The sequence below is a fragment of the Clostridium perfringens ATCC 13124 genome (assembly GCF_000013285.1).
Lineage (GTDB): Bacteria > Bacillota > Clostridia > Clostridiales > Clostridiaceae > Sarcina > Sarcina perfringens.
Genome location: NC_008261.1, coordinates 2,152,645 through 2,179,291, shown reverse-complemented (window position 1 = coordinate 2,179,291; position 26,647 = coordinate 2,152,645). Strand labels below are relative to the sequence as shown.

Sequence of the window (26,647 nt, the reverse complement as noted above, 5' to 3'; positions counted from 1 at the left end):
TTTCGGGGGTGAATATATGTCAAAAATAAGAGTTTATGAATTGGCAAAAGAGTTAAGAGTTCCAAGTAAAGTTCTTATAAACGTATTAATGGATGAGTTCGGCGTTGAGGTTAAAAACCATATGAGCGTTATAGAAGATGAAGATGCTGCGTTAATAAAAGAACTTTTAGCAGGAAGTGAAGCAAACAGTGAATTGGTTGCTGAATATGAAGCTGAATTAGCTGAAGAAGTTAATAATGCTGCTAAGAAGAAAAAGAAAAGAAAAAAAGGTAGCGAAGATGATAACTTAGAACAAGACGTTGAAGTTATCGAAATCGGGAAGACTATAACAGTTAAAGAATTAGCTGAGAAATTAAACAAACCAGTTAATGATGTTATAAAAACTCTTATCTTCACAGGAGTAATGGCTGCTATAAACCAAGAAATAGATTTTGAAACAGCTGAAAAGGTTGCTGAAAAATATGAGGTTGCAGTTTATGAAAAAGAAGAAGAGAACACTTTAGAAGAGTTCGAAGAAGAAACTGATGTAGAAGAAGAAAACTTAGCTAAGAGACCACCTATCATAACAGTTATGGGTCACGTTGACCATGGTAAAACTTCATTACTTGATGCTATAAGAAAATCAAAGGTAACAAGTACAGAAGCTGGTGGAATAACTCAACATATAGGTGCTTACACTGTTGAAGTAAACGGAGAAACTTTAACATTCTTAGATACACCAGGACATGAAGCTTTCACAGCAATGAGAGCTAGAGGAGCTCAAATAACAGATGTAGTTATCTTAGTTGTTGCAGCTGATGACGGAATAATGCCACAAACAGTAGAAGCTATAAATCACTGTAAGGCAGCTAACGTTCCAATGATAGTTGCTATAAACAAAATGGATAGAGAAGGTGCTAATCCAGATAGAGTTAAACAAGAATTAACTGAGCATGGATTAGTTGTTGAAGACTGGGGTGGAGATATAATAGCAGTACCAGTTTCAGCTAAAACTAGAGAAAACATAGATACTCTATTAGAAATGGTTCTTTTAACTTCAGAAATGCAAGAATTAAAAGCAGATGCTGGAAGAAAAGCAAAAGGAACAGTTGTAGAGGCTAAATTAGATAAAGGTAGAGGGGCTGTAGCAACATTATTAGTTCAAAATGGTACTCTACACATGGGAGATTCAATCATAGTTGGTAGCACTTACGGAAGAATAAGAGCTATGTTTGATGATTCAGGTAAGAAGATAAAATCAGCTGGTCCATCAATTCCAGTTGAGGTTTTAGGTCTTTCAGAAGTACCAGCTGCTGGAGATAGATTCACAGTTGTTAAAGATGAAAAAACAGCTAGAAACATGGCTGAAGCTAGAAAAGAAAAAATAAGACAAGAAAGTTTCGCAACTTCACATAGAGTTTCATTAGAAGATTTATATAGCCAAATTAAAGAAGGTTCAGTTAAAGAGCTTTCAGTTATAGTTAAAGCAGACGTTCAAGGTTCTGTTGAAGCTATAAAAGCATCATTAGAAAAATTATCAACTGATGATGTAAAGGTAAGAGTTATACACGGAGCTGTTGGTGCTATATCAGAAACAGATATAACATTAGCTGCTGCATCTAACGCTATAGTAATAGGATTTAATGTTAGACCAGATAACAATGCCGTAGCAGCTTCAGAGAGAGATGGAGTTGAAGTTAAAACTTACAGAGTAATATACGACGCTATAGAAGATATTAAGTCAGCTATGATCGGTATGTTAGATCCAGAATACAAAGAAGTTGTATTAGGAACTGCTGAAATAAGAGCTACTTACAAAATTTCTAACGTTGGAACAATTGCTGGAGGATATGTATTAACTGGTAAATTAGTTAGAAATGCAGATGTAAGAGTTATAAGAGAAGGTATTGTAATATTTGAATCTAAGTTAGCATCATTAAAGAGATTTAAAGATGATGTAAAAGAAGTAAATGCTGGATACGAGTGTGGATTTAGTGTAGAAAAGTTCAATGACATTAAAGAAGGCGATATAATAGAAGCATATACTATGGAAGCTGTTCAAAGAAAAGAACTTTAATTTTATAAAGAGGTGATTTATATGGCTAACTTCAGAGGTAAAAGAATAAATGAAGAAGTAAGAAAAGAAGTAAGTGATATCATAAGAAATCAAATAAAAGACCCTAGACTAACAGCTATGGTAAGTGTAACTCAAGTTGAAGTTACTAAAGATTTAAGATACGCTAAAGTTTTTGTTAGCCTATTCGCTAAAAATGATGAAGAAAAAGAGGAAAGCTTAAAGGCTCTAAAAAGTTCAGCTGGCTTCATAAGAAGAGAAGTTGGAAACAGAGTTAAGCTAAGAAGTACTCCTGAAATATTATTTGAAGAAGATAATTCTATAGATAATGCAATGTATATTGAATCATTGCTAAACAAAATCAAGGAGAAATAAAAAATGAGATTTCATGATGTAATATCAATTATAAATAAAAGCAAAAAAATTGGTATAACATATCATGTATCTCCAGATGGTGATGCCTTAGGTAGTGTCTTAGCACTACTTCAAGGCATTAGAATTTATGGTAAAGAAGCTTATGTTATCTCTAAAGACCTAGTCTCAGATAACCTAAGCTTTCTGCCTTATGCTGAGGAAATAACTGGAGAAGTTATAAAGCCATCAGAAGATACTGATTGTGTTATAGTATTAGATTGTGGAAATGTTGAAAGAATTTCTGCAGATTTAATCGAATTCAAAGGAAATTTAGTTAATATGGATCATCATTTATCAAATGATAAATATGGTATTGTTAACTATGTAGATACAGAGGCTTCTGCAACAGCTGAAATAATATTTATGCTACTTAAGGAGCTAAAGATTGAAATTAATGAAAATATAGCTAAATGTCTATATACATCATTAATAACTGATACAGGTTCTTTTAGATACTCAAATTCTACTGAAAGAACTCATATAATAGCAGGGGAATTAGTTAATTATATAAAACATGATGAAATTCATAGAAATATATTTGATAATAAGCCTTTTGCTAAAATGAAACTAATGTCTTTAGTTTTAGGAGACATGGAGCTAGTTTGCAATAATAAAATAGTTCTTATGAGAATTACTAAAGAGATGATAGATTCTATTGGAGAAGAAGTTCAAAATAGTTCAGATGTTGTATCCTTAGGAAATCAAATAAAAGGTGTAGAAGGATGCATACTTCTTAAAGAGGTAGATGAGGGAGTAAAGGTTAGCTTAAGATCTAAAGATACATTAGATGTTAGAAAAATTGCAGAAAACTTTGGTGGCGGTGGTCATACAAAGGCTTCTGGAGCATTCATTAAAGGTGTAAGTATAGACGAAGCTAAAAATAAAATATTAGAAATACTTGCAAAAGAGATGGTGTAATATATGAATGGAGTAATTAACATATATAAAAATACGGGAATGACTTCATTTGATGTTGTAGCCATTGTAAGAAGAGTTGCAAAGATGAAAAAGGTAGGACATACAGGAACTTTAGATCCAGCGGCTTCTGGAGTTTTACCTGTATGCCTTGGAAAAGCTACAAAAATTATAGATTATATAATGGAAAATAAAAAAGTTTATAGAGTGAATTTAAAGCTTGGTATGGTTACTGACACATATGATTTAGAAGGAGAAGTTTTAAGAGAAGAGGATGCATCACATATAACAAAGGATGAAATATTAAATTGTATAAATTCCTTTTTAGGAACAATAGATCAAGTTCCACCAATGTATTCTGCTTTAAAACAAAATGGAGTAAGATTATATGAATTAGCACGTCAAGGAATAGAAGTTCACAGAGAAGCTAGAAAAATTACTATTTATTCTATTGAAAATATAAAAATAGAATCAAATGATAATATACAAATGGATGTTTGTTGTTCTAAGGGAACATATATAAGAAGCCTTTGCTATGATATTGGTGAAAAATTAAATGTTGGAGCAACAATGACTGCCTTAGAGAGAATACAAAATGGTACATTTACTAAAGAAGAAGCAATAAATATAGAAGATTTAACAGAAGAACTTTTAGAAAAACATATTATTTCCATTGAAAAGGCTTTAGATTCTTTTGAAAAAATCACAGTAAATGAGAAGTTTGGTAAGCTTTTAAGAAATGGTGTTAAAGTATTTGATAATAGAATGTATAGTGAAGAAGTTGAATTTAATAAACTATATAGAGTATATGAAGACAATGGAGTCTTTTTGGGATTAGGAAAAAGGGATGAAAAAGGATTTAAATTGGAGAAATTACTGATAGAGGAGTAGTCAATGATTTTAATAAATAATGATTTTAAGAGAGTGGTTCAAAAAAGCACCTATGTAGCTTTAGGGAGTTTTGATGGAATTCATAAAGGTCATTTAGCTTTAATAAACAAAAGTAATGAATTGTCTAGGAAGAACGATTCATTAAGTATGGTATATACATTTAAAAATCATCCAAGAAAATTTATAAACAAGGAAGGTGCACCAAAACTTTTAGTAACTTTACATGAAAAAATAAGAATTCTTGAAGACTTAAAAGTTGATTTAAGTAGTTTTGTTGAGTTTAATAAAAAGTTTATGGAACTAGAACCAGAAGAGTTTATAGAAAATCTTATAAAAAACTATAATGTACGAGGAATTGTTGTTGGATTTAACTATAGATTTGGCCATAAAAATAAAGGTGATGTTAAGTTACTTAAGGAATTATGTGATTTAAAGGGATTAGAACTTTACGTTATAGAGCCCTTTACATATAAATCAGAAGTAGTTAGTTCAACAAGAATAAGAAAAGCTTTATCAGAAGGAGAGCTAGAAGATGCTAATAATATGTTAGGTAGGTATTTCTCATTAAATGGTGAAGTGGTAAGTGGAAAGAAAATAGGTAGAACAATTAATTTTCCAACAGCAAATTTAAAGAATAATGATGAAATAATCCTTCCTAAGATAGGAGTTTATTATACTAATGTAGAAGTTAATGGAGAAATTTATAAAGGTATAACTTCAGTTGGGAATAATCCTACTGTAAATGGTAAGAATACTACAGTAGAGACTCACATACTAAATTTTGATGAAGATATATATGGAAAGCATATAAAACTTTACTTTATAAGTAAGATAAGAAATGAAAAAAAATTTAATTCTTTAGAAGAATTAAAAGAACAACTAATTAAGGATAAAAAATTCGCAGAAGAAAGTAACATAAAAATTTCTTTGTAATAAAGATTTACAAGAAAAGCGAGTTTTGATATAATCATATAGAACCTAACTCTAAGATTTAAGGGTAACCGTCTTTTTTCTTGGAACTAGGGGATAATTTTTCGGAGGTGTAACAATGGATAAAATAAGAAAACAAGAAATAATAGCTAAACATGCAAGACACGAAGGAGACACTGGTTCACCAGAAGTTCAAATCGCGTTATTAACAGAAAGAATAAACTCTTTAACTGATCACTTAAGAACACACAAAAAAGACCACCACTCAAGAAGAGGTCTTTTAATGATGGTTGGACAAAGAAGAGGTTTATTAAACTACTTATATGAGCAAGATATCGAAAGATACAGAGCTATAATCAAAGAATTAGGATTAAGAAGATAATTTAGTAGAGCGGGTTTTTTACCGCTCTATTATTTTAAAAATATTAATATTGTAAAAATTTAGTCTTTATATACCGAAAGGAGGTATTTATATGAATCATACCCATGAAACTATCATAGCAGGAAGACCGATGAAAGTTGAGTTCGGGAAATTAGGAATGCTTTCAGATGCTGCTATATTAATGAGTTATGGTGATACAGTAATATTAACAAATGTAAATGCATCAGAAAAACCAAGAGAGGGAATAGACTTTTTCCCACTAAGTGTTGAATACGAAGAGAGATTATATTCAGTTGGTAAAATACCAGGTGGATTTATAAAAAGAGAAGGAAAACCTTCAGAGAAAGCTATACTAAATGGTAGAGCTATAGACAGACCTTTAAGACCTTTATTCCCAAAAGGATATAGAAATGATGTTCAAGTAGTATGTACAGTTGTTTCAGTAGAAAATGATAACCTTCCTGAAATACTAGCTATAAATGCTGCCTCAATGGCATTATGTTTATCAAGCATACCTTTTACTACTCCAGTGGCTGCAGTTCAAGTAGGATTAATAGGAGAAGAATTCATACTAAACCCTACTTCAAAGGAAAGAGAAGAAAGTTCACTTCAATTAACTGTTTGCGCAACTAAGGAAAGAGTTATGATGATTGAAGCTGGTGGAGATGAAATCCCAGAAGATACAATGATTAATGCTATCAAATTTGGTTTTGATAAGTGTCAAGATATAATAAAATTCCAAGAAGAAGCTGTAAGTATGTTCGGTAAAGAGAAAAAAGTGCCAGAACTACATAAAGTACCAGAAGAAATAGAAGAAGCTGTAAGAGAATTTGCTTTTGATATGATTAGTGAGTCAATGCACATTACTGATAGAGATGAAAGAAATGCTGCAATGGACGAAGTTAAAGCTAAAATAAATGAAGAGTTCGAAGAAAAATATCCAGATAACATGTCTGATATTGGAGAAGCAGTTTATGATATGCAAAAAGAAGTCGTAAGACATATGCTTTTAAAAGAAGGAAAAAGACCTGATGGAAGAGCTTTTGATGAGGTAAGAAACATTGGTTGTGAAGTTGGATTACTTCCAAGAACTCATGGAACAGGATTATTTACAAGAGGACTTACTCAAGTAATGACTGTTGCAACTTTAGGATCAATAAGTGAAATTCAAATATTAGATGGTATTGGTGAAGAAGAATCTAAGAGATATATGCATCACTATAACTTCCCAGCATACAGTGTAGGAGAAGTTAGACCATTAAGAGGACCAGGTAGAAGAGAAATTGGTCATGGAGCTTTAGCTGAAAGAGCTTTAGAACCACTTATACCTTCAGAAGCTAAGTTCCCATACACAATAAGATTAGTATCAGAAGTATTAAGCTCAAATGGATCTACTTCACAGGCTTCAGTTTGTGGTAGTACATTAGCACTTTTAGATGCTGGGGTTCCAATAAAGAGACCAGCAGCAGGTATAGCTATGGGATTAATAACTTCAAAAGATTTAACTGAGGAAGAAGTTTTAACTGATATCCAAGGTTTAGAAGATTTCTTTGGAGATATGGACTTTAAAGTAGCTGGAACAGAAGAGGGAATAACTTCAATCCAAGTAGATACTAAAATAAAAGGTCTATCAGAAAAAGTTATACACGATGCTATATATGGAGCAAGAAAAGCAAGATTAATGATCTTAGATAAGATTAAAGAATGCATACCAGCTCCAAGAGAAGAAGTTTCAAAATATGCACCTAAAACATCAACTCTACAAATAGATCCTGAGAAAATCAGAGATGTAATTGGGGCTGGTGGAAAAGTTATAAACAAGATTATAGCTGACACTGGTGTTAAAATAGATATAAAAGAAGATGGATTAGTTTATGTTTCATCAGCTGAATCAGAAGGTGTTAAAGAAGCTGTTAAAATAATAGAAGGTTTAACTAAAGAGGTTAAAGCTGGAGAAATTTATTTAGGTAAAGTTACAAAAATTGCTCAATTTGGTGCCTTTGTTGAGGTATTACCTAATAAAGAAGGATTAGTTCATATTTCTAAGTTAGATAATAAGAGAGTAGAAAAAGTTGAGGATGTAGTATCTGTTGGAGATGAAATCTTAGTTAAGGTAACAGAAATAGATTCTCAAGGTAGAATAAATCTTTCAAGAAAAGATGCAATAAAAGAAGCTGAAGAAGAAAATAAACAGCAATAGTAAAAGGCAATTATTATTGCCTTTTTATTTTTTTTCTTATTCATAAAGCCTACCTCTTTTAATAAGAATTGACATATATTATTTATAATCAACATATTATTTATTGTTTTAATAAATAAGTGGAGGTATGTTTTATGAGTAATAATGTTAGATATTTAAGCGAAATAGAAAGATATGAAATTATAAACATAAATGATGGTGAAAAGTATAGCGGACTTATAAATAATGATGTTATTATAGATGAAGAAGGAAAGCTAAAATATTTAATAGTAAACTTAGGTGGTGGCAAGTTTAATCTTTTTAACTCAGATGAATACTTAGAAATCGAGTGGGAAAATGTAAAAAGAATAGGAGCTAAAACCATAATATTAGATGTAGATAGTGATATGATAAAAAAAACTAAGCTGTAGGAGTGTGGGGATTTTGAAAATAGTAGTACAAAAATTTGGTGGTACTTCTGTATCAACAAAAGAAAGAAGAACTATGGTTGTAGAAAAGGTAAAAGGGGCAATAAATAAAGGATATTTACCAGTGGTTGTTGTATCTGCTATGGGAAGAAAAGGAGAACCTTATGCAACTGATACACTTTTAGGATTAGTATCAGAAGAGTTTAAAAAAGAAAATAAATTAGCTACTGATTTACTTATGGGATGTGGAGAAATTATAAGCACTGTTGTCATGAGTGATGAATTAAGAGAGGCAGAAATAGAAGCAGTTCCTTTAACAGGAGGAAATGCAGGAATACTTACAGATGATAATTATTCAAGTGCTGATTTTATAGATATAAATCCTAAATTAATATTAGAAGTTCTTAAAGAAGGAAAAGTGCCTGTTGTTGCAGGATTCCAAGGAGTTGATAGAAATGGGTTCTTAACTACTTTAGGAAGAGGCGGAAGTGATACTACGGCAGCGGTTTTAGGAGTTGCATTAAAGGCTGAAGAAATTGAAATATATACAGATGTTGATGGAATAATGACTGCTGACCCAAGAATAGTTGGAGATGCTGAGCTTATAAATAAAATAAGCTACAATGAAGTATTCCAATTAGCAGATCAAGGGGCTAAGGTAATTCATCCAAGAGCTGTAGAAATAGCAATGAAAGGAAATGTAACCTTAGTAATAAAGAATACTATGAGTACTTGCATTGGTACAATGATAGATAGTCTAGGGGATGTAGATAATAATAAGTTCATAACTGGAATAACTCATCAAGGAAATAGAATTCAAGTTTCTATAAAATCTGATGACAATAAAGATAATATAAATTATAAGACTATTTTGGAAAGCCTTGCAAATAATAAAATAAGTTTAGACTTAATCAATATCTTCCCTAAAGAAAAAGTATTTACAATAGATGCAAGTGTTAAAGAATTATTTGAAGATATTATGAGAAAAAATAATTTAAAATATAGTTTAGTAGAAGATTTAAGCACTATAGCTATAGTTGGTTCAAGAATGAGAGGAATTCCAGGAGTTATGGCTAAAATAGTAGGTGCTTTAGACAATGAAAACATAGAAGTTTTACAAACAGCAGATTCACATATGACAATTTGGTGTCTTGTTGAAAGTAAAAATGTAAGAGAAGCTATAAAAGCACTTCATAGAGTCTTTATGAAATAATGTATATAAATTTCCTTTCTGTACAAAATAATTTTAGTACAGGAGGGATATATATGGAACATAACAAAGAAAATGAAAATAAAAGTATAGAAGAAATAAAAGAAATGGGAGCAGTTTTACCTGAGCATAAGAAAGAAGATTCTAATATACAGGTTTTAACAATAATAGGACAAATTGAAGGACATAGTGTTCAACCGCCACAAACTAAAACAACTAAGTATGAGCATATGATTCCTCAACTAATTGATATAGAACAAAATGATAGAATAAAAGGTATATTATTTGTTTTAAATACTGTTGGAGGGGATGTTGAAGCAGGGTTAGCAATTGCTGAGATGATAAGAAGCCTAAAAAAACCAACAGTATCCTTAGTTATTGGGGGAGGTCATTCCATAGGAGTTCCTCTAGCAACTGCATCCCAATATTCCTTTATTTCTCCATCAGCTACAATGATAATACATCCAATAAGAATGAATGGACTTGTAATAGGGGTTCCTCAAACATTTAATTATTTTAATAAAATGCAAGAGAGAATAAATGATTTTATAATAAGGACATCAGAAATTAAATTAGATGTACTAAAAAAGATGATGATGCAAACAGATGAACTTTTAAATGATATGGGAACAATATTAGTTGGAGAAGAAGCAGTTAAGTGCGGATTAATAAACGAAGTTGGCGGTGTTAAGGAAGCCTTAGATAAGTTAAATAGCTTAATAGAAGCTTATAATGTAGAACCATAGTATATCTATGGTTCTATTTATGTAATATAAAAATATTTTGACAATTTATAGTCATTTATGTATATAATATTTTTTGGTACAAGTATTTTACCATTTTGAAATTAAAATAGGGTGAGGTGATTTAGTTTAGTATGGCTGGGGGAAAAAAGAAAACCGCAACTAAAACTCAAAAAAAGAAAAATCAAAGCCAAATTAAAGTTACAGAAGAAATATATGCCTTAATAGCAATATGTGTTTCTTTAATTGTTATGTTTAGTTTATATACTGATAAAGCAGGATATTTAAGTGTTATATCAAGAACTCTCTTAATAGGACTTTTTGGAATAGGAGCTTTTTTTATTCCGATTTACATAATATATTTATGTACAAAGCTTTTCTTATTTAAAAGAGAGGTGTTATTTTCAAGAATAGGATTAGGAATAACCATAGCACTTATAACTAGTGTTTTACTTATTCAGACTGTGAATATAAACGATTATTATGTTCAGGGAAGTATATGGGGATCTATAAAAACTATATGGCATTCTCAAAGTGAATGGCATGGAGGAGTAGTAGGATTTTTAATTGTATTACCATTATATAAATTAGTAGGTAAAATAGGACTTTTTGTTATTTTTGTAACCTTATATCTTATATCTTCAATGCTTATATTCGATTATAATCTAGTTTCAATAAGAAATTTCTTTGGAGGTTTTAAGGAAAAAGCTTCTAAGGTTAAATTTGTGGATAAAAAGTATGAAAAAGATGATTATATTAATTTGAAGAAAAAAGATGGTGCTTCTGAAGGAAATAAAGAGAGTAAAAAAGATGATATTTCAGAGGATAACAATAAGATAAAAATATTAGACTTTATGAAAAATTCTTCTTTAAATGATATAGAAGATAATAAGAAGGAAAAAGATAATCAATTAAAGGATAATATTAAGATAAATGATTTTAAACAAGAGTCTAAAATGCCTAGAGACTTAAGTTTAGATAATACCATAATAGAGCAAAGAGGATTCAACTCAGAAAAGGCTAAAGATGAAGAATCTATAGATAAAGAGATATCAAATAATATAGCTAGTAAAGGCTCAAATGTAGGAGCTAGTTATGTTGCTCCAAATGCAGATTTATTAAATTTAAATAATAATAATGAATTAGACAAAGATGATAAAAAGGCATTATTAGCTAATGCTGCTAAACTTGAAGAAACTCTTATGAGCTTTGGAGTAGAGGCGAAAATACTTCAAGTAACAAAAGGCCCATCTGTTACTAGATTTGAACTTCAACCTAAGGCTGGTATAAAGGTTAGTAAAATAGTTAATTTAGCTGATGATATAGCTTTAGGATTAGCAGCTAAAGGAGTTAGAATAGAGGCACCTATTCCAGGAAAATCTGCCATAGGAATAGAGGTTCCAAATAAAGAACAAACACCAGTTTTCTTTAGAGAGATTGTAGAATCTAAAGAATTTTTAGATAATAAATTTAAGGTAGCTTGTGCTTTAGGGAAAGACATAACAGGTAAGGCGGTTGTTACAGATTTAAGTAAGATGCCTCACGTTCTTATTGCAGGGGCAACTGGTTCTGGTAAAAGTGTATGTATAAACACATTAATAGTGAGTATATTATATAAGTATTCTCCAGATGAAGTTAAACTTTTAATGGTGGATCCAAAAGTTGTTGAATTAAATGTTTATAATGGAATTCCACACTTGTTAATCCCAGTAGTTACAGATCCTAAGAAGGCTGCTGCTGCATTAAACTGGGCTGTAAATGAAATGACTAGAAGATATAAACTTTTTGCAGATAATGGAGTAAGAAATATAGAATCATATAATGCTTTATATAACAAAGGAGAAGTTCCAGAGAAGCTTCCTTATATAGTTATTATAGTAGATGAGCTTGCAGACCTTATGATGGCTTGTCCTCATGATGTGGAAGATTATATTTGTAGACTTGCCCAAATGGCTAGAGCCGCAGGTATGCATTTAGTAATAGCTACTCAAAGGCCATCTGTAGATGTAATTACAGGGGTAATTAAGGCTAATATACCTTCTAGAATATCCTTTGCAGTTTCAAGCCAAATTGACTCTAGAACAATATTAGACTCAGCAGGAGCTGAAAAACTTTTAGGTAGGGGAGATATGTTGTTCTACCCAGTTGGAGAGTCTAAGCCTCAAAGAGTTCAAGGAGCCTTTATTTCAGAGGAGGAAGTTGAACATGTTGTATCCTTTATAAAAGAGTCACAAAGGGATGCTCAGTATGAAGAGGATATATTAGAACATATAAACTCAGCAACTATTGCTTCAGAGGGAAATGGTGATGGTGATAGAGATGAACTTTTAGATGAAGCTATAGAAATCGTAGTTGAAAGTGGTCAAGCCTCAGCATCATATTTACAAAGAAGATTAAGAATAGGATTTAATAGAGCGGCAAGAATAATAGAAGAGCTAGAAGAATGTGGTGTTATTTCTAGAAGAGATGGAAGTAAACCAAGACAAGTACTTCTTAGTAAAGATGAATTAGAAAATATGAAATAAAAACTTGTTTAATTTAAAAAAGAGTTTTAAAATAAGAAATATATATTTAAACGTAGGAGGAAGTAGATTTGGCGAAATATAAGGTAGGAATGGTGAGTTTAGGTTGTGATAAAAATAGAGTTGACTCAGAAATCATGCTTGGAATGGTTCAGAATGAGTACGAACTTACTAATAATCCAAAGGAAGCTGACATAATAATAGTAAATACTTGCGGATTTATAGAAAAGGCTAAACAAGAATCCATAAACACAATATTAGATATGGCAAAATATAAAACAAGTCACAACTGTAAGTTACTTATAGCTACAGGCTGCTTAACTCAAAGATATGGTGATGAATTATTAGAATTAATGCCTGAAATAGACATAATGTTAGGTGTTAATGATTATGCTAAAATAAATGAAGCCATAATGAACTTTATAAATGGAAATAATGAAAAAGTAAAAGCTACAAATTACAGTGATGTATCAATTAATGAAGGATTAAGACTTATAACAACTGATAAAGCTACTGCATACTTAAGAATTGCAGAAGGATGTGATAATTTCTGTACTTATTGCATTATTCCTAAAATCAGAGGTAAGTTTAGAAGTAGAGCTTTAGAAAGTATTGTAGAAGAAGCAAAAAAATTAGCTGAAAATGGAGTGAAAGAGTTAATATTAATAGCTCAAGACACTACTAATTATGGTATAGATATATATGGTGAAAAGAAACTTCACTTAGTTTTAAGAGAATTAGCTAAGATCGAAGGAATAGAGTGGATAAGAGTTCTTTATTGTTATCCAGAGGCTATATATGATGAACTTATAAAAGAGATCTCAGTAAATGATAAGGTATGTAATTATCTTGACTTACCTATACAACATATTAGTAATAATGTTTTAAAAAGAATGGGTAGAAAAACAACAAAAGAAGAGATAATAGGAAAAATTAATGACTTAAGAAAAAATGTTCCTAACATAGTTTTAAGAACTTCTTTAATAGTTGGTTTCCCAGGAGAATCTTGTGAAGATTTCAATGAATTAAAAGATTTTATAAAAACAATAAAATTAGATAAAGTTGGAGTATTTACTTACTCAAGAGAAGAAGGAACACCTGCTGCTATAATGGAAGATCAAATAGATGAAGAAGTTAAAAAAGCTAGGGAAGAAGAAATAATGTTACTTCAAAAAGAAGTATCAGAAGAAATTAATAAAAACAAAGTAGGTAGAGAATATGATGTTCTTATCGAAAAGTTTAATGGAGAATATTATATAGGAAGAAGCTATGAGATGGCTCCAGATATAGATGGATGTATTTATGTGAAAGGAAATGGAGCTAAAAAGGACCAGTTCTGTAAAGTTAAAATTGAAAAGGCCTTAGAATATGATTTGGTAGGAGTTGTATGCAATGAATCTTGCAAATAAATTAACTTTAATTAGAATAATTTTAGTGCCCATATTCTTAGTATTTATAGCTTACCAAGACTTACCTTATGGGAGTGTAATAGCAACACTTATATTCATAATAGCATCTGTTACAGATCAACTAGATGGATATATTGCAAGATCAAGAAATCAAGTAACTAACTTTGGTAAGTTTATGGACCCTTTGGCAGATAAGCTACTAGTTACAGCAGCACTTATATCTTTAGTTGAATTACAATTAGTTCCTGCATGGGCAGCTATTGTAATAATAGCTAGAGAGTTTGCTGTTTCAGGTTTAAGAACCATAGCTGCATCAGAGGGGTTAGTTATAGCTGCTAGCTGGTGGGGAAAAATTAAAACTGTAATACAAATAATTGCCATAGTGCTTTTATTATTACAAGTAAATATAATTAATTCACCAGGAATTAAGGAATTAGTTGCAGGCAGCAGCTTTTTAAGAAATTTCTTTATATATGTTCCAGATATATTCTTATATTTAGCTGTTGCAATAACAATAATTTCTGGAGTAGATTACTTTAGAAAAAATAAAAATGTTATAAATACTTATAAATAATGTTTTAAAAGTCAAAAAATAGTCAATTATTAAGACATGAGGTTCTTTTAAGAACTTCATGTTGATGTTGACTTTTTTTTTGTATATATTATAATAATAGTAGAACTTATGTTCGGTTATTTAAGGAGGTTACGTATGGCAAATATAGATAAAGATAAATTAAAAGCTATTGAGATGGCTATGGGTCAAATAGAGAAGCAATTTGGAAAGGGATCAGTAATGAAACTTGGAGAGCAAGGAGCTCCTCAAATGGATGCTGTTTCTACTGGATGCTTAGATCTTGATATAGCTTTAGGAATTGGTGGAGTACCAAAAGGAAGAATTATTGAGATATATGGACCAGAGAGTTCTGGTAAAACAACAGTGGCTTTACATGTAGTAGCAGAGGCACAAAAATTAGGTGGAGCAGCAGCGTATATAGATGCAGAGCATGCTTTAGATCCAGTTTATGCAAAAAGATTAGGTGTTAATATAGATGATTTAGTAGTTTCACAACCAGATACAGGAGAACAAGCTTTAGAAATAACAGAAGCTTTAGTTAGATCAGGAGCTATAGATGTTTTAGTTGTGGACTCAGTTGCCGCTTTAGTTCCAAGAGCAGAAATTGAAGGTGAAATGGGAGATTCTCACGTTGGTCTTCAAGCTAGATTAATGTCACAAGCCTTAAGAAAGTTAACAGGAACAATTAACAAATCAAACTGCGTAGTAATATTCATAAACCAATTAAGAGAAAAAGTTGGTATAATGTTTGGTAATCCAGAGACAACACCAGGTGGTAGAGCGTTAAAATTCTATGCTTCAGTTAGAATGGATATAAGAAGAATAGATTCAATAAAACAAGGTGACGGAATAACTGGTAATAGAACAAGAGTTAAAATAGTTAAGAATAAGGTTGCTCCTCCATTTAAGCAAGCTGAATTTGATATAATGTACAATGAAGGTATATCAAAAGAAGGTAATATAGTAGACGTTGGAGTAAAAGAAAATATAGTACAAAAGAGTGGAGCTTGGTTCTCATATGGAGATATAAGATTAGGCCAAGGTAGAGAAAATGCTAAACAATATTTAAAAGAGAATCCAGCAGTTGCTTTAGATATAGAAAATCAAATAAGAGAAAAATATTCTCTTCCTTTAGCTAAGGCTGTTGAATCAACAAGTGTAGAAGAAAATACAGAAGAGTCTGTTGAAAGCTAATAAAAAAGATAAGGATTTCCTTATCTTTTTTTTATAATTTTATCACTTCTTAATAATTTTAATGTATGAATTTAAAGTTTTATGAATATGTTAACATTAATAAAATTTTAAAGCTTTTTTAGAATATAAAAAACTAAAAAAAGCACAATATAACTAGTATTATAAGAGAATAATTTTAGCTTTTTAGCATACAATATACGCAAGGGGTAACCTTGACATAAGTTTAAAATTACTATACAATAATAACAAATACTGGTTTATCATATTCAAAAAATTACAGTGAGAATAGTATGACACCTTTCTACGCGAAGTGTTTTTATAGAGAGAATAAGCGAGGAGGTGTTTATATGGTAGTAGGAATACTTATAGGAATAATAATATTAGGGGTAGTAGGGTTTATTCAATACACTCTTATACAAAAAGCTTCAAAAAATAGGGTGGAAAGCTTAGAAAAAGAAGCTAGTTTAACACTTGAGGAGGCTAAAAGAGAAGCTGAATCAACAAAGAAAGAAGCCATATTAGAAGCTAAAGAAGAGGTGCACAAACTAAGAGCAGATCTTGATAAAGAAACTCGTGACAGAAGAAATGAGATTCAAAGGTTTGAAAGAAGACTTATCCAAAGGGAAGAGTCATTAGATAAAAAAGGTGAAATGCTTGAAAAAAGAGAAGATAGCATAAACAAAAAATCTATAGAGATTCAAGAACTTGAAGAACGTGTACAAAATTTATACGGTGAACAAAGAGCTGAACTTGAGAGAATTTCAAATCTTTCAAGTGAAGACGCAAGAACATTATTATTAGATGAAGTAAGAAGAGAAATAAAACATGAATCAGCTATGCTGATCAAAGAACTTGAGACTAAGGCCAAAGAAGAAGCTGATAAAAAATCAAGAGAAATAATTACTACTGCTATTCAAAGATGTGCAGCAGATCATGTTTCTGAAACTACAGTACATGTTGTTGCCCTACCTAATGATGAGATGAAAGGAAGAATCATTGGTAGAGAAGGTAGAAATATAAGAACTTTAGAAACATTAACAGGAGTTGACTTAATAATAGATGATACTCCAGAGGCTGTTATTCTTTCAAGCTTCGATCCAATAAGAAGAGAAGTTGCTAGAATAGCTTTAGAAAAATTAATTGTAGATGGAAGAATTCATCCAGCTAGAATTGAAGAAATGGTAGAAAGAGCTATTAAAGATGTAGAAAATGACATTAAGGAAGAGGGAGAACAAGCAACTTTCGAAACTGGTGTTCATGGATTACATCCAGAAATAATTAAGCTTCTAGGAAGACTAAAGTACAGAACAAGTTATGGTCAAAATGTTTTAAAACATTCAATAGAGGTTTCATATTTAGCAGGATTAATGGCATCTGAATTAGGTTTAGATGTAAATCTAGCTAGAAGAGCAGGTCTTTTACATGATATAGGTAAAGGGGTTGACCAAGAATATGAGGGTCCTCATGCTGTTATAGGTGGAGAACTTGCAAAGAAATATCATGAATCACCAGCTGTGGTAAATGCTATAGCAGCCCATCATGGTGATACAGAAATGCAAACTCTTGAAGCAGTACTTGTTCAAGCAGCAGATGCTATATCAGCAGCTAGACCTGGTGCAAGAAGAGAAACTTTAGAAGCTTATATTAAGAGATTAGAAAAATTAGAAGAAATAGCTACTTCATATGAAGGTGTAGAAAAGTCATATGCCATTCAAGCTGGAAGAGAAATTAGAATTATGGTTAAACCAGATCAAGTTGACGATGCAGGGGCAATTGAGATGGCGAGAAATATTGTTAAGAAGATAGAAGAACAATTAGAGTATCCAGGTCAAATCAAGATAAATGTAATAAGAGAAACCCGTGCAGTTGACTATGCTAAATAAATGAATATGTAAAATACATTTTGGTTACAAAATGTATTTTTTTAATTAACTCTACTGAATGATTTCAGTAGAGTTTTCTTATTATTTAAAATAAAAAATAAAAATATTTTATCTATTTAAGAAGGAATTAGAGAGTTTATATAGAATATTATTAGGTAAAGGAAAACGTTAACTATAAATGTAAACGTATCCTAAAAAGGTCTAGGAGGTTTATATAATGGAAGTATTAAAGGTATCAACTAAATCAAATCCTAATTCAGTAGCAGGCGCACTAGCAGCTATAATAAAAGAAAGAAATACTGTAGAGATACAAGCAGTAGGAGCTGGAGCTATAAATCAAGCTGTAAAGGCTATAGCCATAGCAAGAGGCTTTGTGGCTCCAAGTGGAAAAGATATAGTTTGTATTCCTGCATTCACAGACATCGAAATTGATGGTGAAGAAAGAACAGCTATAAAGCTTATAATACAACCAAGATAAAGTTTATAGAGGAACTAAATTTGGTAAATAAATAGATACTGCTATGAGTATTTTAACTTATAGCAGTATTTTTTATTGGTTTACTTTAAATAATAAAAATGATATATTGGAAGCGTAATAAAATAAATTTAAAGCAGTAAAGAGGGGATTAGATGATATTATCTAGAAAAGCACAAAATATAGGGGCATCACTAACTTTAGCCTTAACAGCTAAAGCAGGTGAATTAAAAAAAGAAGGAATAGATGTAGTAAGCTTTGGAGTAGGTGAGCCTGATTTTAATACACCTAAGAATATAATAGAAGCTGCCACTAGAGCTATGGAAGAAGGAAATACAAAATACACAGCCACATCTGGAATAGTAGAGTTAAAAGAGGTCATAGCAAAGAAATTACATGATGATAATGGACTTAACTATGGAACTAAAAATATAATTATTTCAACAGGAGCTAAACAATCTTTAGCTAATGTATTTATGGCGATTTTAAATCCAGGAGATGAGGTTATAATACCAGTACCATATTGGGTAAGTTATCCTGAGCTAGTTAAATTAAGTGATGGAGTTCCTGTTTTTATAGAAACAAAAAAAGAAAATGATTTTAAGGTTACTTATGACGAATTAAAATCAGTTTTAAGTAAAAATACAAAGGCAATAGTAATAAATTCACCAAATAATCCAACAGGAACAGTATATTCAAAAAAAGATTTAGAAGTTATTGCGAAATTTGCTGAGGAAAATGATCTTATAATAATTTCTGATGAAATATATGAAAAACTTATATATGGAAAAGAAGAGCATATAAGTATTGCTTCCTTAAGTGAAGATGCCTTCAAGAGAACAGTAGTTATAAATGGATTTTCTAAGGCTTATGCAATGACTGGATGGAGAATTGGATATGCAGCTTGTTATAATGAAGAGCTAATTAAGGTAATGAACAATGTTCAAAGTCATATGACATCAAATACAAATAGTATAGCTCAATTTGCTGCCTTAGAAGCCTTAAATGGAGATCAAGAAACTATAAAGAATATGGTTAAGGAATTTAGTTTAAGAAGAGAGCTTATGATAGAGCTTATAAGTGAAATTGAAGATCTTACTTTTATAGAGCCAAAGGGTGCCTTTTATGTAATGATTGATGTGTCTAAGGTTCTAAAAAAAGCTAATATAAAGGGTTCAATGGAATTTGCAAATCTATTACTAAAAGAGGAAAATGTTGTTGTAATACCTGGAATAGCTTTTGGGGAAGATAATTTTATAAGACTATCTTATGCTACATCTAAAGAGGAAATAATTAAGGGCTTAAAAAGAATAAAAGAATTTGTTAATAAACTTATGAATAGGGATTAATCTTTTCTTAAGTTGTTGAAATTTTCTAAAAAAATGAGTATAATTAAGAAGTTAGTATTATTAAATAACAAATAAAAGTAAAGAGGTGTTTATAATGGTAACTAAAGAAGTTATAGTTAAAAATTCAACAGGATTACATGCTAGACCAGCAACTTTACTAGTAAAAAAAGCTTCAGCTTTCAAATCAGACATAAGCTTAGAGTACAATGGAAAAAAAGCTAATGTTAAGAGCTTAATCGGAGTTTTATCATTAGGAGTTTCTAAAGATGCTAATGTTAAGGTTATCGCTAGTGGTGATGATGAAGCTTTAGCAGCTGAAGAAATAGCTAAGTTAATCGAAAATTTAGAAGAGTAATCTTCGTAAAAGGATTCCTAGTGGAATCCTTTTATTTTTATAAATTTATTCTAATAATTTTTTATAATTTTTCAAAAACTATAAATAAAATACGTACATTAAAGTCTAAGTTTTAGGAAATTTATGAGTAATAAAGGTAAAAATACGAATGATAGATAAAAAATAGATAAATTTATTTATAATAAACTTATCTTATGATATAATAAATTTAAATTATCATTTCTACTTTAGGAGGGTACAAAGTGAAAAATTTATATAGCACACCATTGAATTCAAGATATGCGTCAAAAGAGATGTCATATATTTTCTCAGATGATATGAAATTCTCAACATGGAGAAAATTATGGGTTGCTCTTGCAGAGGGTGAAAAAGAATTAGGATTAAATATAACTGACGAGCAAATAGAAGAGCTTAAAAGTCATATTTCAGATATAAATTACGAAGAAGCAATAAAAAAAGAAAAAGAAGTTAGACACGATGTTATGAGTCACGTTTATGCATATGGACTTCAATGTCCTTCAGCAAAAGGTATCATACATTTAGGAGCAACAAGCTGCTATGTTGGAGATAATACAGATGTAATAATAATGAGAGATGCATTATTATTAATAAAGAAAAAAATAGTTGCAGTTTTAAATAATTTAAAAAGATTTGCTTTAGAATATAAGGATATGCCTACTCTAGGATTTACTCATTTCCAACCAGCACAGCTTACTACTGTAGGTAAGAGAGCTACATTATGGATGCAAGATTTAGTAATGGATATGGAGAACATAGATTTTCTATTATCAACTTTAAAATTAAGAGGGGTAAAAGGAACTACTGGTACTCAAGCAAGCTTTATGAATCTTTTTGAAGGTGATGAAGAAAAGGTTAAGGCTTTAGATAAAATCGTTGCAGAAAAAATGGGATTTAAAAAGAGTTTTGGAGTTACAGGTCAAACTTATCCAAGAAAATTAGATTCTATAATTTTAAATACATTATCAGAAATTGCACAAAGTGCATATAAATTCTCAAATGACTTAAGATTACTTCAAAGTATGAAAGAAATAGAAGAACCATTTGAAAAAAATCAAATAGGATCATCAGCTATGGCATATAAGAGAAATCCTATGAGAAGTGAAAGAATGGGAGCATTAGCTAGATATGTTATAGTAGATGCATTAAATCCAGCGATTACGGCTTCAACTCAATGGTTTGAGAGAACATTAGATGATTCAGCTAATAAGAGAATTGCAGTAGCAGAAGCTTTCTTAGCTTTAGATGGAGTTTTAAATCTTTATATAAATATTGCTGAGAATATGGTAGTTTATGATAAAGTTATTGAAGCTCATGTAAATCAAGAATTACCTTTCATGGCAACTGAAAATATAATGATGGAATCAGTTAAAAAAGGCGGAGATAGACAAGAACTTCATGAAAGAATAAGAGTTCATTCTATGGATGCTGCTCAAAGAGTTAAAGGAGAAGGGCTTAATAATGATTTAATAGAAAGAATAATAAATGATCCTTCATTTAATCTTTCTAAAGAAGAAATTATAGCTATAATAGATCCAGTTAAATTTGTTGGTAGAGCTCCAAGCCAAGTTGTAGAGTTTATTGATGAGTATGTAAACCCTATAATAGAAGCTAATAAGGATGCAGCTAGCTTAAGTAGTGATATAACAGTTTAATATAATTTAGAGCTATTAAAGATTTATCTTTAATAGCTCTTTTTTTATGAAAATAATTAAAAAACTCATAAATATTTTTATGAATTTTTTAATTATTTTCATATAACTTTTGGCTTAAAAAAATTATAAAGATAAAAACAATATTTAACATTTATAATAAAGAATAAATTTTTATGTTATATTAAATTAATTTGTTAAAAAATTTTTAAAGAACACATGTTTGAGACTCTTAAATCTGGTCAATACTTTAGATAAATTATAATCAAGGAGATGAAAAGCATGAATAAAGTGGATCTTATTGGAAGAGTTGCTACTAAAATTGAAGTTAAGGAATCTAAAAATAAGAAAAAATATGTTAGATTCAGAATAGCTGTTAATAGTTTTAATGGAAGAGAAGAAACAACGACCTTTTTAAGCGTAATTACTTGGAGTAAATCTACAGTGGATTTCTTAGAGAAATTTGTGAACATAGGAGACTTAGTCTCTGTAAGTGGAGAAATAGTAGAGAGTAGATACGAAAGTGAAAGTGGAGAAGTTAGATATTATACAAATATACAAACTTCTAATATAAATCTTCTTAATAAAGCAAAGGAAAAAGAGATTTCATAGTAAAGAAAAAAAGATATATTGTGAAAATATATCTTTTTATTTTGCTTCTAAAAGTTTTGTAAAATAATTTCTTGGAATTAATCCTTTTTTTATACCATTTATAACAGTAAGATAAGTTGCTGCTGTATCAAATCTAGCATCGTGATAGTTTCCACTACCTTGGAAATATTTATTAGCAGTTTCACTTATTTCAGAATCAGTTATATTTAAGTGTTTGATTACTTCTTCAAGTTTTGGATTTTTATAATCTCCAGTAGGTCTTAATATTTTACAAATATCTTTATAATATTTCATAGTACAAAATACGTTGTTAGGTTCAAAGAACTCTCCAAGACCTAGTAATTCATGTTTTAAGAATTTAATATCAAACTGAACGTTATGACCTATTATAAAATCTGCTTCTAAGAAGTCATTTATGAAATCAGCATAAAGATCTTCAAAGTACATTCCTTCACTTAATTCATATAATTTCTCTAAGGAAAAACCATGGATTCTTTCAGCTTCTGGTTCCATTTCATCAACTGTAAAGAATATATTTTTACCTATTGTTTTTTGAGGTTTAGTTGAAGTGTCTACAAGGATATAACTAAGCTGACATATGCTTCCAGGTTTGACTCCTGTAGTTTCTGTATCAAAAAAAAGTAATTTCATTATTTAAGGCCTCCCATATTCTAATGTCCATATAATAGTATAAACTAAAATTTTTATTAATAAAATCTAATTTAAAATTTATATATTATAGATTATAGAAATTTTGATTATAAAATATCAATATTTAAGAATTATATTGAGTATTCTTAAATATTAATATATAAACAAATGAAAATCAAGTTTGATTATTATAGCTGTATTATTCTAAAGGAGTGATTGTTTTGAAGAAAACTTATATATTAGATACCAATGTATTGCTATATTCACCAGGAGCTATATATTCATTTGAAGATAACAATGTTATTATTCCAGAGGTGGTTCTAGAGGAATTAGACAATATTAAAAAAATGAATAATGATTTAGGAGCTAATGCTAGGCATGTTGCAAGAGAATTAGATAAACTTAGATTAAGTGGGTCATTAAGCGAAGGAGTTAATTTACCTAAAGGCGGAAAGCTTAAGGTGGTTACTAACTTTTACAATACTGAAATACCAGAAGCATGGAATATAAGCAAGCCTGATAATAGAATAATACAAATTTGTAAGGCCTTAAAGGAAAAGGGAGAAGATGTTTGTTTAATAACTAAGGATATATTTGAGAGAATAAAGGCTGATACTGTTGGCATAAAATCAGAGGATTTTTATGAGGTTGTAGTTCCAGAATTTGAAGAACAATATAGTGGAAGAATGGAAGTTTACACAAGTTCTGAATGCTTAAGTAAATTCTTTAAAAATAAAGTTATGGAGAAAAAAGATTTAACTTTCTACGATGAAGAAAATAAGTGCTATGTGGAACCAAAATTAGAGATTAATCAATTTTTAATAATACACTGTAATGATAATGATAAACAAACTGCCTTAGGAAGATTTGATGGAAAAGTTATAAGACCTTTACTTTATAAAGATAACAATAATATTATGGGAATAAGTCCTAGAAATGTTGGCCAAAAATTTATGCTAGAATGTTTGAGCATGGATGCTAAAAAGGCACCTTTAGTAATTATAAAGGGGCCAGCAGGAACAGCAAAAACTTTATTTTCATTAGCTGTGGGATTACAAAAGATATTAGAAGAGGAAAGTGGACAATATAGAAGGATTTTAGTTTGTAGACCTAATGTAACAATGGATGAAGAAATAGGGTATTTGCCAGGAACTGAGCAAGAAAAAATAGCTCCATTTATGAGACCTATATATGATAATTTAGAGATTTTAATAGATTCAGATGAGAAAGAAAGATATTCAAATGAGAGGGAGCTAAATGATAAAATAGAGGAACTTTTTGAAAGAAAGATAATAACAACAGAGGCTGTGGCTTATTTAAGAGGAAGAAGTATAATAAAGAATTGGATTATAATAGATGAAGCACAAAACTTAACACCAAAGCAGGTTAAAGCAATTATAACAAGAGCTGGAGAAGGATCAAAAATAATACTAGTTGGAGATCCAGAGCAAATAGATCAAGCTTTCTTAGATTCAAGAAGTAATGGACTTTGTTATGCTTCAGAAAAGATGAAAGGAAGTCATCTTTGCTACCAAGTTACCTTAAAATATGACGAATGTGAGAGAAGTGAATTGGCTTATGAAGCTGCAAAAAGATTATAATATTTAGAATTTTAAGAGGTTTCTTACTCCTAAATAGGGAGGAAAGGAACCTCTATTTTAAATGTTTAGAGAAATATATAATCTTATTTGTAGAAAAATATTCTGATATAAAAATTAAAATTAATAAATTATTAAGTTTACTGAATAATAAATTCAAGAAATTTATGGTATAATTTAAAATACAAAATAAGGAGGTCTTGATTATGCAATTTTTATTAGATGCGTTTCTTAGTATTCCAGCAATATTAATAGCTTTTTCAGTAAAAGAGTATACTCGTGCTAAAATGGCAGATAAATTAGGAGATAAATCACCAAGGTTTAAAGGGGAATTAACCTTAGATCCATTAAAGCATGTTGATATAGCTGGTGCCTTAATGATGGCTTTCTTTGGATTTGGTTGGAGTAAATCTGTAGAGATAAATAAATATGCATTTAAAAATCCAAAGAAGGATGCTCTTAAAGTTAACATAGCTGCATGGCTTTCAAACTTAGTTGTTGCCATAATTGGAGTAATACTTACAAGTTTATACTTAAGATTTTTTGGTTTAAGAGGAGATCTTTCTCAAATTATATTTTTAATGTTACAATATATAATAATATTAAATGTAAACTTCTTTGTATTTAATATATTACCACTTCCAGGACTTGACTGTTTTAGAATTTTAGAGGATCTTAAGCCTCAATTATTCTATAAGTTATCTGGAATAGTATATCAATATTATTACCCTATACTTATAGTTATAATACTTCTTGGAAGATATGTATTAGCTATACCATCTCAATTGGTTATGGCTTTTGTATATTCTATAGGTTTATTTATTTAATCATAATTTGAAATTTATAATACTTTAATTAGATTAGGTTTATAATTTGAAAATAACTCTTGATTTATAAGTTATTTTCAAATTTAATATCTAATCTAATTTTTTTTATGGAAAGATAATTGAAATAAAATGTAAAAATATGGTAATATATAGAGGGGTGAGAATATGATAAGAATGTCTAAAAAAATTAAAGTAATTTTAGCCTCTCTACTTATTGTTTGTTCTGTTTTAGTAATAAATAGTATTATAAGCAATAATGTTGTAACGACAAAGGGAGCTAGTATTGATGAAAAAGAAGTAATTAAGGAGAATGATAAAAAGGGATTTTTTAATAGGTTTAGCTTAGGAAGAAAGGTTAATATAAGTGCTGTAGGAGACATAATATTACATGATGAACAAATATGGTCTGCATATAATGAAGAAAATAAGGCCTATGATTTCATGAATAATTTTAAGTATGTAAAGAACTTCATAGAAAAAAGTGATATAGCCTATGGAACAATTGAGGGAACTTATGCTGGAGAAGAAATAGGGTATTCTGGATATCCTAATTATAATGGGCCAGATTCCATGATAGATGCCTTAAAAGATACGGGATTTGATATTATAAATGTAGCAACGGATCATTCCTTAGATAAGGGAGTAGAGGGAGCTAGTAAAACTGGAGAAAAAATAGATAAAGATATGACTTCTATTGGGAATAAGAAGTATATTATTAAAAAGGTAAAGGGAATAGAAATAGGATTTACATCTTATACTTATGAGAGCAAAGAGGGAGAGTTAAATGGTCATAAAATTCCTGAAGATATTAATTTAAATACTTTTTCTTATAATAAATTAGATAATGGACTAGAGGAGATGAAAGCTTTAGTAGAAGAGATGAAGAATGAAGGAGCAGAGTTTATAGTCTTTGGAATGCACTGGGGTGTAGAGTATAAAACTGAGCCTAGTAAATATCAAGTGAAAATTGCTGAAGCCTTAAATGAATATGGAGTTGACTTAATATTAGGAAGTAATCCTCATGTTGTACAGCCTATAGAAGAAATAGAGGGGGAAGATGGAAATAAGACTTTAGTAGCTTATTCTTTAGGTAATTTTATATCTAATCAAAGATTAGAGACTATGGGAGATAGAAGAACAGCTGATGGTATCATATTGAATTTAACCTTAGATAAGAGTAGAAAAGGGGTTAAAATAGAGAAATGGGATTACACTCCAACTTGGGTATATAAAATTCCAAGAGAAAATAAAAAATCAGATTATTATATATTACCAGTTGAAGAGACTTTAAATAGTGAAGAAGGAGAAAAACTAGATAAGGAAACTTTAAATCAGTTAAATAAGTCTTTAGAATCAACTAAATCTATAGTGGAGAAATAAAGT

Annotated in this window: 24 protein-coding genes; 23 read left to right on the top strand and 1 reads right to left on the bottom strand. The window is 30.0% G+C overall.

Annotated features, from left to right (window positions below):
- Positions 1-16 precede the first annotated feature (16 nt).
- From infB to CPF_RS09330, 20 genes are all read left to right on the top strand, one after another.
- The gene (infB, locus tag CPF_RS09425; RefSeq protein WP_003449445.1) at positions 17-2,056 is read left to right on the top strand and encodes a translation initiation factor IF-2; all 2,040 of its coding nucleotides are present in this window, start codon (positions 17-19) and stop codon (positions 2,054-2,056) included.
- A 21-nt stretch (positions 2,057-2,077) separates the two neighbouring features.
- The gene (gene rbfA / locus CPF_RS09420; RefSeq protein WP_003449473.1) at positions 2,078-2,428 is read left to right on the top strand and encodes a 30S ribosome-binding factor RbfA; all 351 of its coding nucleotides are present in this window, start codon (positions 2,078-2,080) and stop codon (positions 2,426-2,428) included.
- A gap of 3 nt (positions 2,429-2,431) precedes the next feature.
- The gene (locus CPF_RS09415; RefSeq protein ID WP_003459795.1) at positions 2,432-3,385 is read left to right on the top strand and encodes a DHH family phosphoesterase; all 954 of its coding nucleotides are present in this window, start codon (positions 2,432-2,434) and stop codon (positions 3,383-3,385) included.
- 3 nt (positions 3,386-3,388) lie between these two features.
- Positions 3,389-4,273, top strand: coding sequence for a tRNA pseudouridine(55) synthase TruB (truB, locus tag CPF_RS09410; protein WP_003459755.1), 885 nt, complete (start codon positions 3,389-3,391; stop codon positions 4,271-4,273).
- A 3-nt stretch (positions 4,274-4,276) separates the two neighbouring features.
- Positions 4,277-5,206: a bifunctional riboflavin kinase/FAD synthetase gene (locus tag CPF_RS09405; protein WP_003459763.1), complete on the top strand. Its 930-nt coding sequence runs from the start codon at positions 4,277-4,279 to the stop codon at positions 5,204-5,206.
- 115 nt (positions 5,207-5,321) lie between these two features.
- Complete coding sequence (rpsO, locus tag CPF_RS09400; RefSeq protein ID WP_003449423.1) at positions 5,322-5,585, top strand: 30S ribosomal protein S15; 264 nt, start codon at positions 5,322-5,324, stop codon at positions 5,583-5,585.
- A gap of 91 nt (positions 5,586-5,676) precedes the next feature.
- Positions 5,677-7,785: a polyribonucleotide nucleotidyltransferase gene (locus CPF_RS09395; protein WP_003459742.1), complete on the top strand. Its 2,109-nt coding sequence runs from the start codon at positions 5,677-5,679 to the stop codon at positions 7,783-7,785.
- A 134-nt stretch (positions 7,786-7,919) separates the two neighbouring features.
- Complete coding sequence (locus CPF_RS09390; RefSeq protein ID WP_003459765.1) at positions 7,920-8,195, top strand: YlmC/YmxH family sporulation protein; 276 nt, start codon at positions 7,920-7,922, stop codon at positions 8,193-8,195.
- A 13-nt stretch (positions 8,196-8,208) separates the two neighbouring features.
- Positions 8,209-9,405, top strand: coding sequence for an aspartate kinase (dapG, locus tag CPF_RS09385; protein ID WP_003459758.1), 1,197 nt, complete (start codon positions 8,209-8,211; stop codon positions 9,403-9,405).
- 53 nt (positions 9,406-9,458) lie between these two features.
- Positions 9,459-10,148, top strand: a complete 690-nt coding sequence (locus CPF_RS09380; protein ID WP_003459750.1) for a ClpP family protease — start codon at positions 9,459-9,461, stop codon at positions 10,146-10,148.
- 131 nt (positions 10,149-10,279) lie between these two features.
- The gene (locus CPF_RS09375) at positions 10,280-12,670 is read left to right on the top strand and encodes an FtsK/SpoIIIE family DNA translocase (protein WP_003459775.1); all 2,391 of its coding nucleotides are present in this window, start codon (positions 10,280-10,282) and stop codon (positions 12,668-12,670) included.
- A gap of 68 nt (positions 12,671-12,738) precedes the next feature.
- Complete coding sequence (gene rimO / locus CPF_RS09370; RefSeq protein WP_003459746.1) at positions 12,739-14,076, top strand: 30S ribosomal protein S12 methylthiotransferase RimO; 1,338 nt, start codon at positions 12,739-12,741, stop codon at positions 14,074-14,076.
- Entirely contained in the window at positions 14,060-14,650 is a 591-nt protein-coding gene (gene pgsA, locus CPF_RS09365; RefSeq protein WP_003469140.1) for a CDP-diacylglycerol--glycerol-3-phosphate 3-phosphatidyltransferase, read from the top strand. The genes rimO and pgsA overlap by 17 nt, the downstream gene beginning before the upstream one ends.
- 135 nt (positions 14,651-14,785) lie before the next feature.
- Entirely contained in the window at positions 14,786-15,844 is a 1,059-nt protein-coding gene (recA, locus tag CPF_RS09360; RefSeq protein ID WP_003459804.1) for a recombinase RecA, read from the top strand.
- A 347-nt stretch (positions 15,845-16,191) separates the two neighbouring features.
- The gene (gene rny / locus CPF_RS09355) at positions 16,192-17,727 is read left to right on the top strand and encodes a ribonuclease Y (protein WP_003459753.1); all 1,536 of its coding nucleotides are present in this window, start codon (positions 16,192-16,194) and stop codon (positions 17,725-17,727) included.
- A gap of 217 nt (positions 17,728-17,944) precedes the next feature.
- Positions 17,945-18,205, top strand: a complete 261-nt coding sequence (locus CPF_RS09350; RefSeq protein ID WP_003459803.1) for a stage V sporulation protein S — start codon at positions 17,945-17,947, stop codon at positions 18,203-18,205.
- A 152-nt stretch (positions 18,206-18,357) separates the two neighbouring features.
- Positions 18,358-19,551, top strand: coding sequence for a pyridoxal phosphate-dependent aminotransferase (locus CPF_RS09345; RefSeq protein ID WP_003459805.1), 1,194 nt, complete (start codon positions 18,358-18,360; stop codon positions 19,549-19,551).
- A gap of 94 nt (positions 19,552-19,645) precedes the next feature.
- A complete protein-coding gene (locus tag CPF_RS09340) occupies positions 19,646-19,906 on the top strand; it encodes an HPr family phosphocarrier protein (RefSeq protein WP_003459789.1) in 261 nt (86 codons plus the stop codon).
- Between the two features lie 242 nt (positions 19,907-20,148).
- Positions 20,149-21,579 carry an adenylosuccinate lyase gene (gene purB, locus CPF_RS09335; protein ID WP_003459773.1) on the top strand — a complete coding sequence of 477 codons (1,431 nt, stop codon included), beginning with the start codon at positions 20,149-20,151 and terminating at the stop codon, positions 21,577-21,579.
- Between the two features lie 279 nt (positions 21,580-21,858).
- Positions 21,859-22,188 (top strand): single-stranded DNA-binding protein, encoded by a 330-nt coding sequence (locus tag CPF_RS09330; protein ID WP_003459777.1) that lies wholly within the window; start codon positions 21,859-21,861, stop codon positions 22,186-22,188.
- A 36-nt stretch (positions 22,189-22,224) separates the two neighbouring features.
- Here the strand turns inward: CPF_RS09330 and CPF_RS09325 are convergent, their stop codons facing one another.
- Positions 22,225-22,839 carry a 3'-5' exonuclease gene (locus tag CPF_RS09325; protein WP_003459802.1) on the bottom strand — a complete coding sequence of 205 codons (615 nt, stop codon included), beginning with the start codon at positions 22,837-22,839 and terminating at the stop codon, positions 22,225-22,227.
- 221 nt (positions 22,840-23,060) lie between these two features.
- Here CPF_RS09325 and CPF_RS09320 point away from each other — a divergent pair, with 221 nt between their 5' ends.
- The 3 genes from CPF_RS09320 to CPF_RS09310 all read left to right on the top strand — a co-directional run bounded on the left by CPF_RS09320 (position 23,061) and on the right by CPF_RS09310 (position 26,644).
- Positions 23,061-24,440 carry a PhoH family protein gene (locus CPF_RS09320; RefSeq protein WP_003459766.1) on the top strand — a complete coding sequence of 460 codons (1,380 nt, stop codon included), beginning with the start codon at positions 23,061-23,063 and terminating at the stop codon, positions 24,438-24,440.
- Between the two features lie 203 nt (positions 24,441-24,643).
- Positions 24,644-25,264 (top strand): site-2 protease family protein, encoded by a 621-nt coding sequence (locus CPF_RS09315; RefSeq protein ID WP_003459807.1) that lies wholly within the window; start codon positions 24,644-24,646, stop codon positions 25,262-25,264.
- Positions 25,265-25,429: 165 nt separating this feature from the next.
- The gene (locus CPF_RS09310; RefSeq protein WP_011590934.1) at positions 25,430-26,644 is read left to right on the top strand and encodes a CapA family protein; all 1,215 of its coding nucleotides are present in this window, start codon (positions 25,430-25,432) and stop codon (positions 26,642-26,644) included.
- The last annotated feature ends 3 nt before the right edge of the window (positions 26,645-26,647 follow it).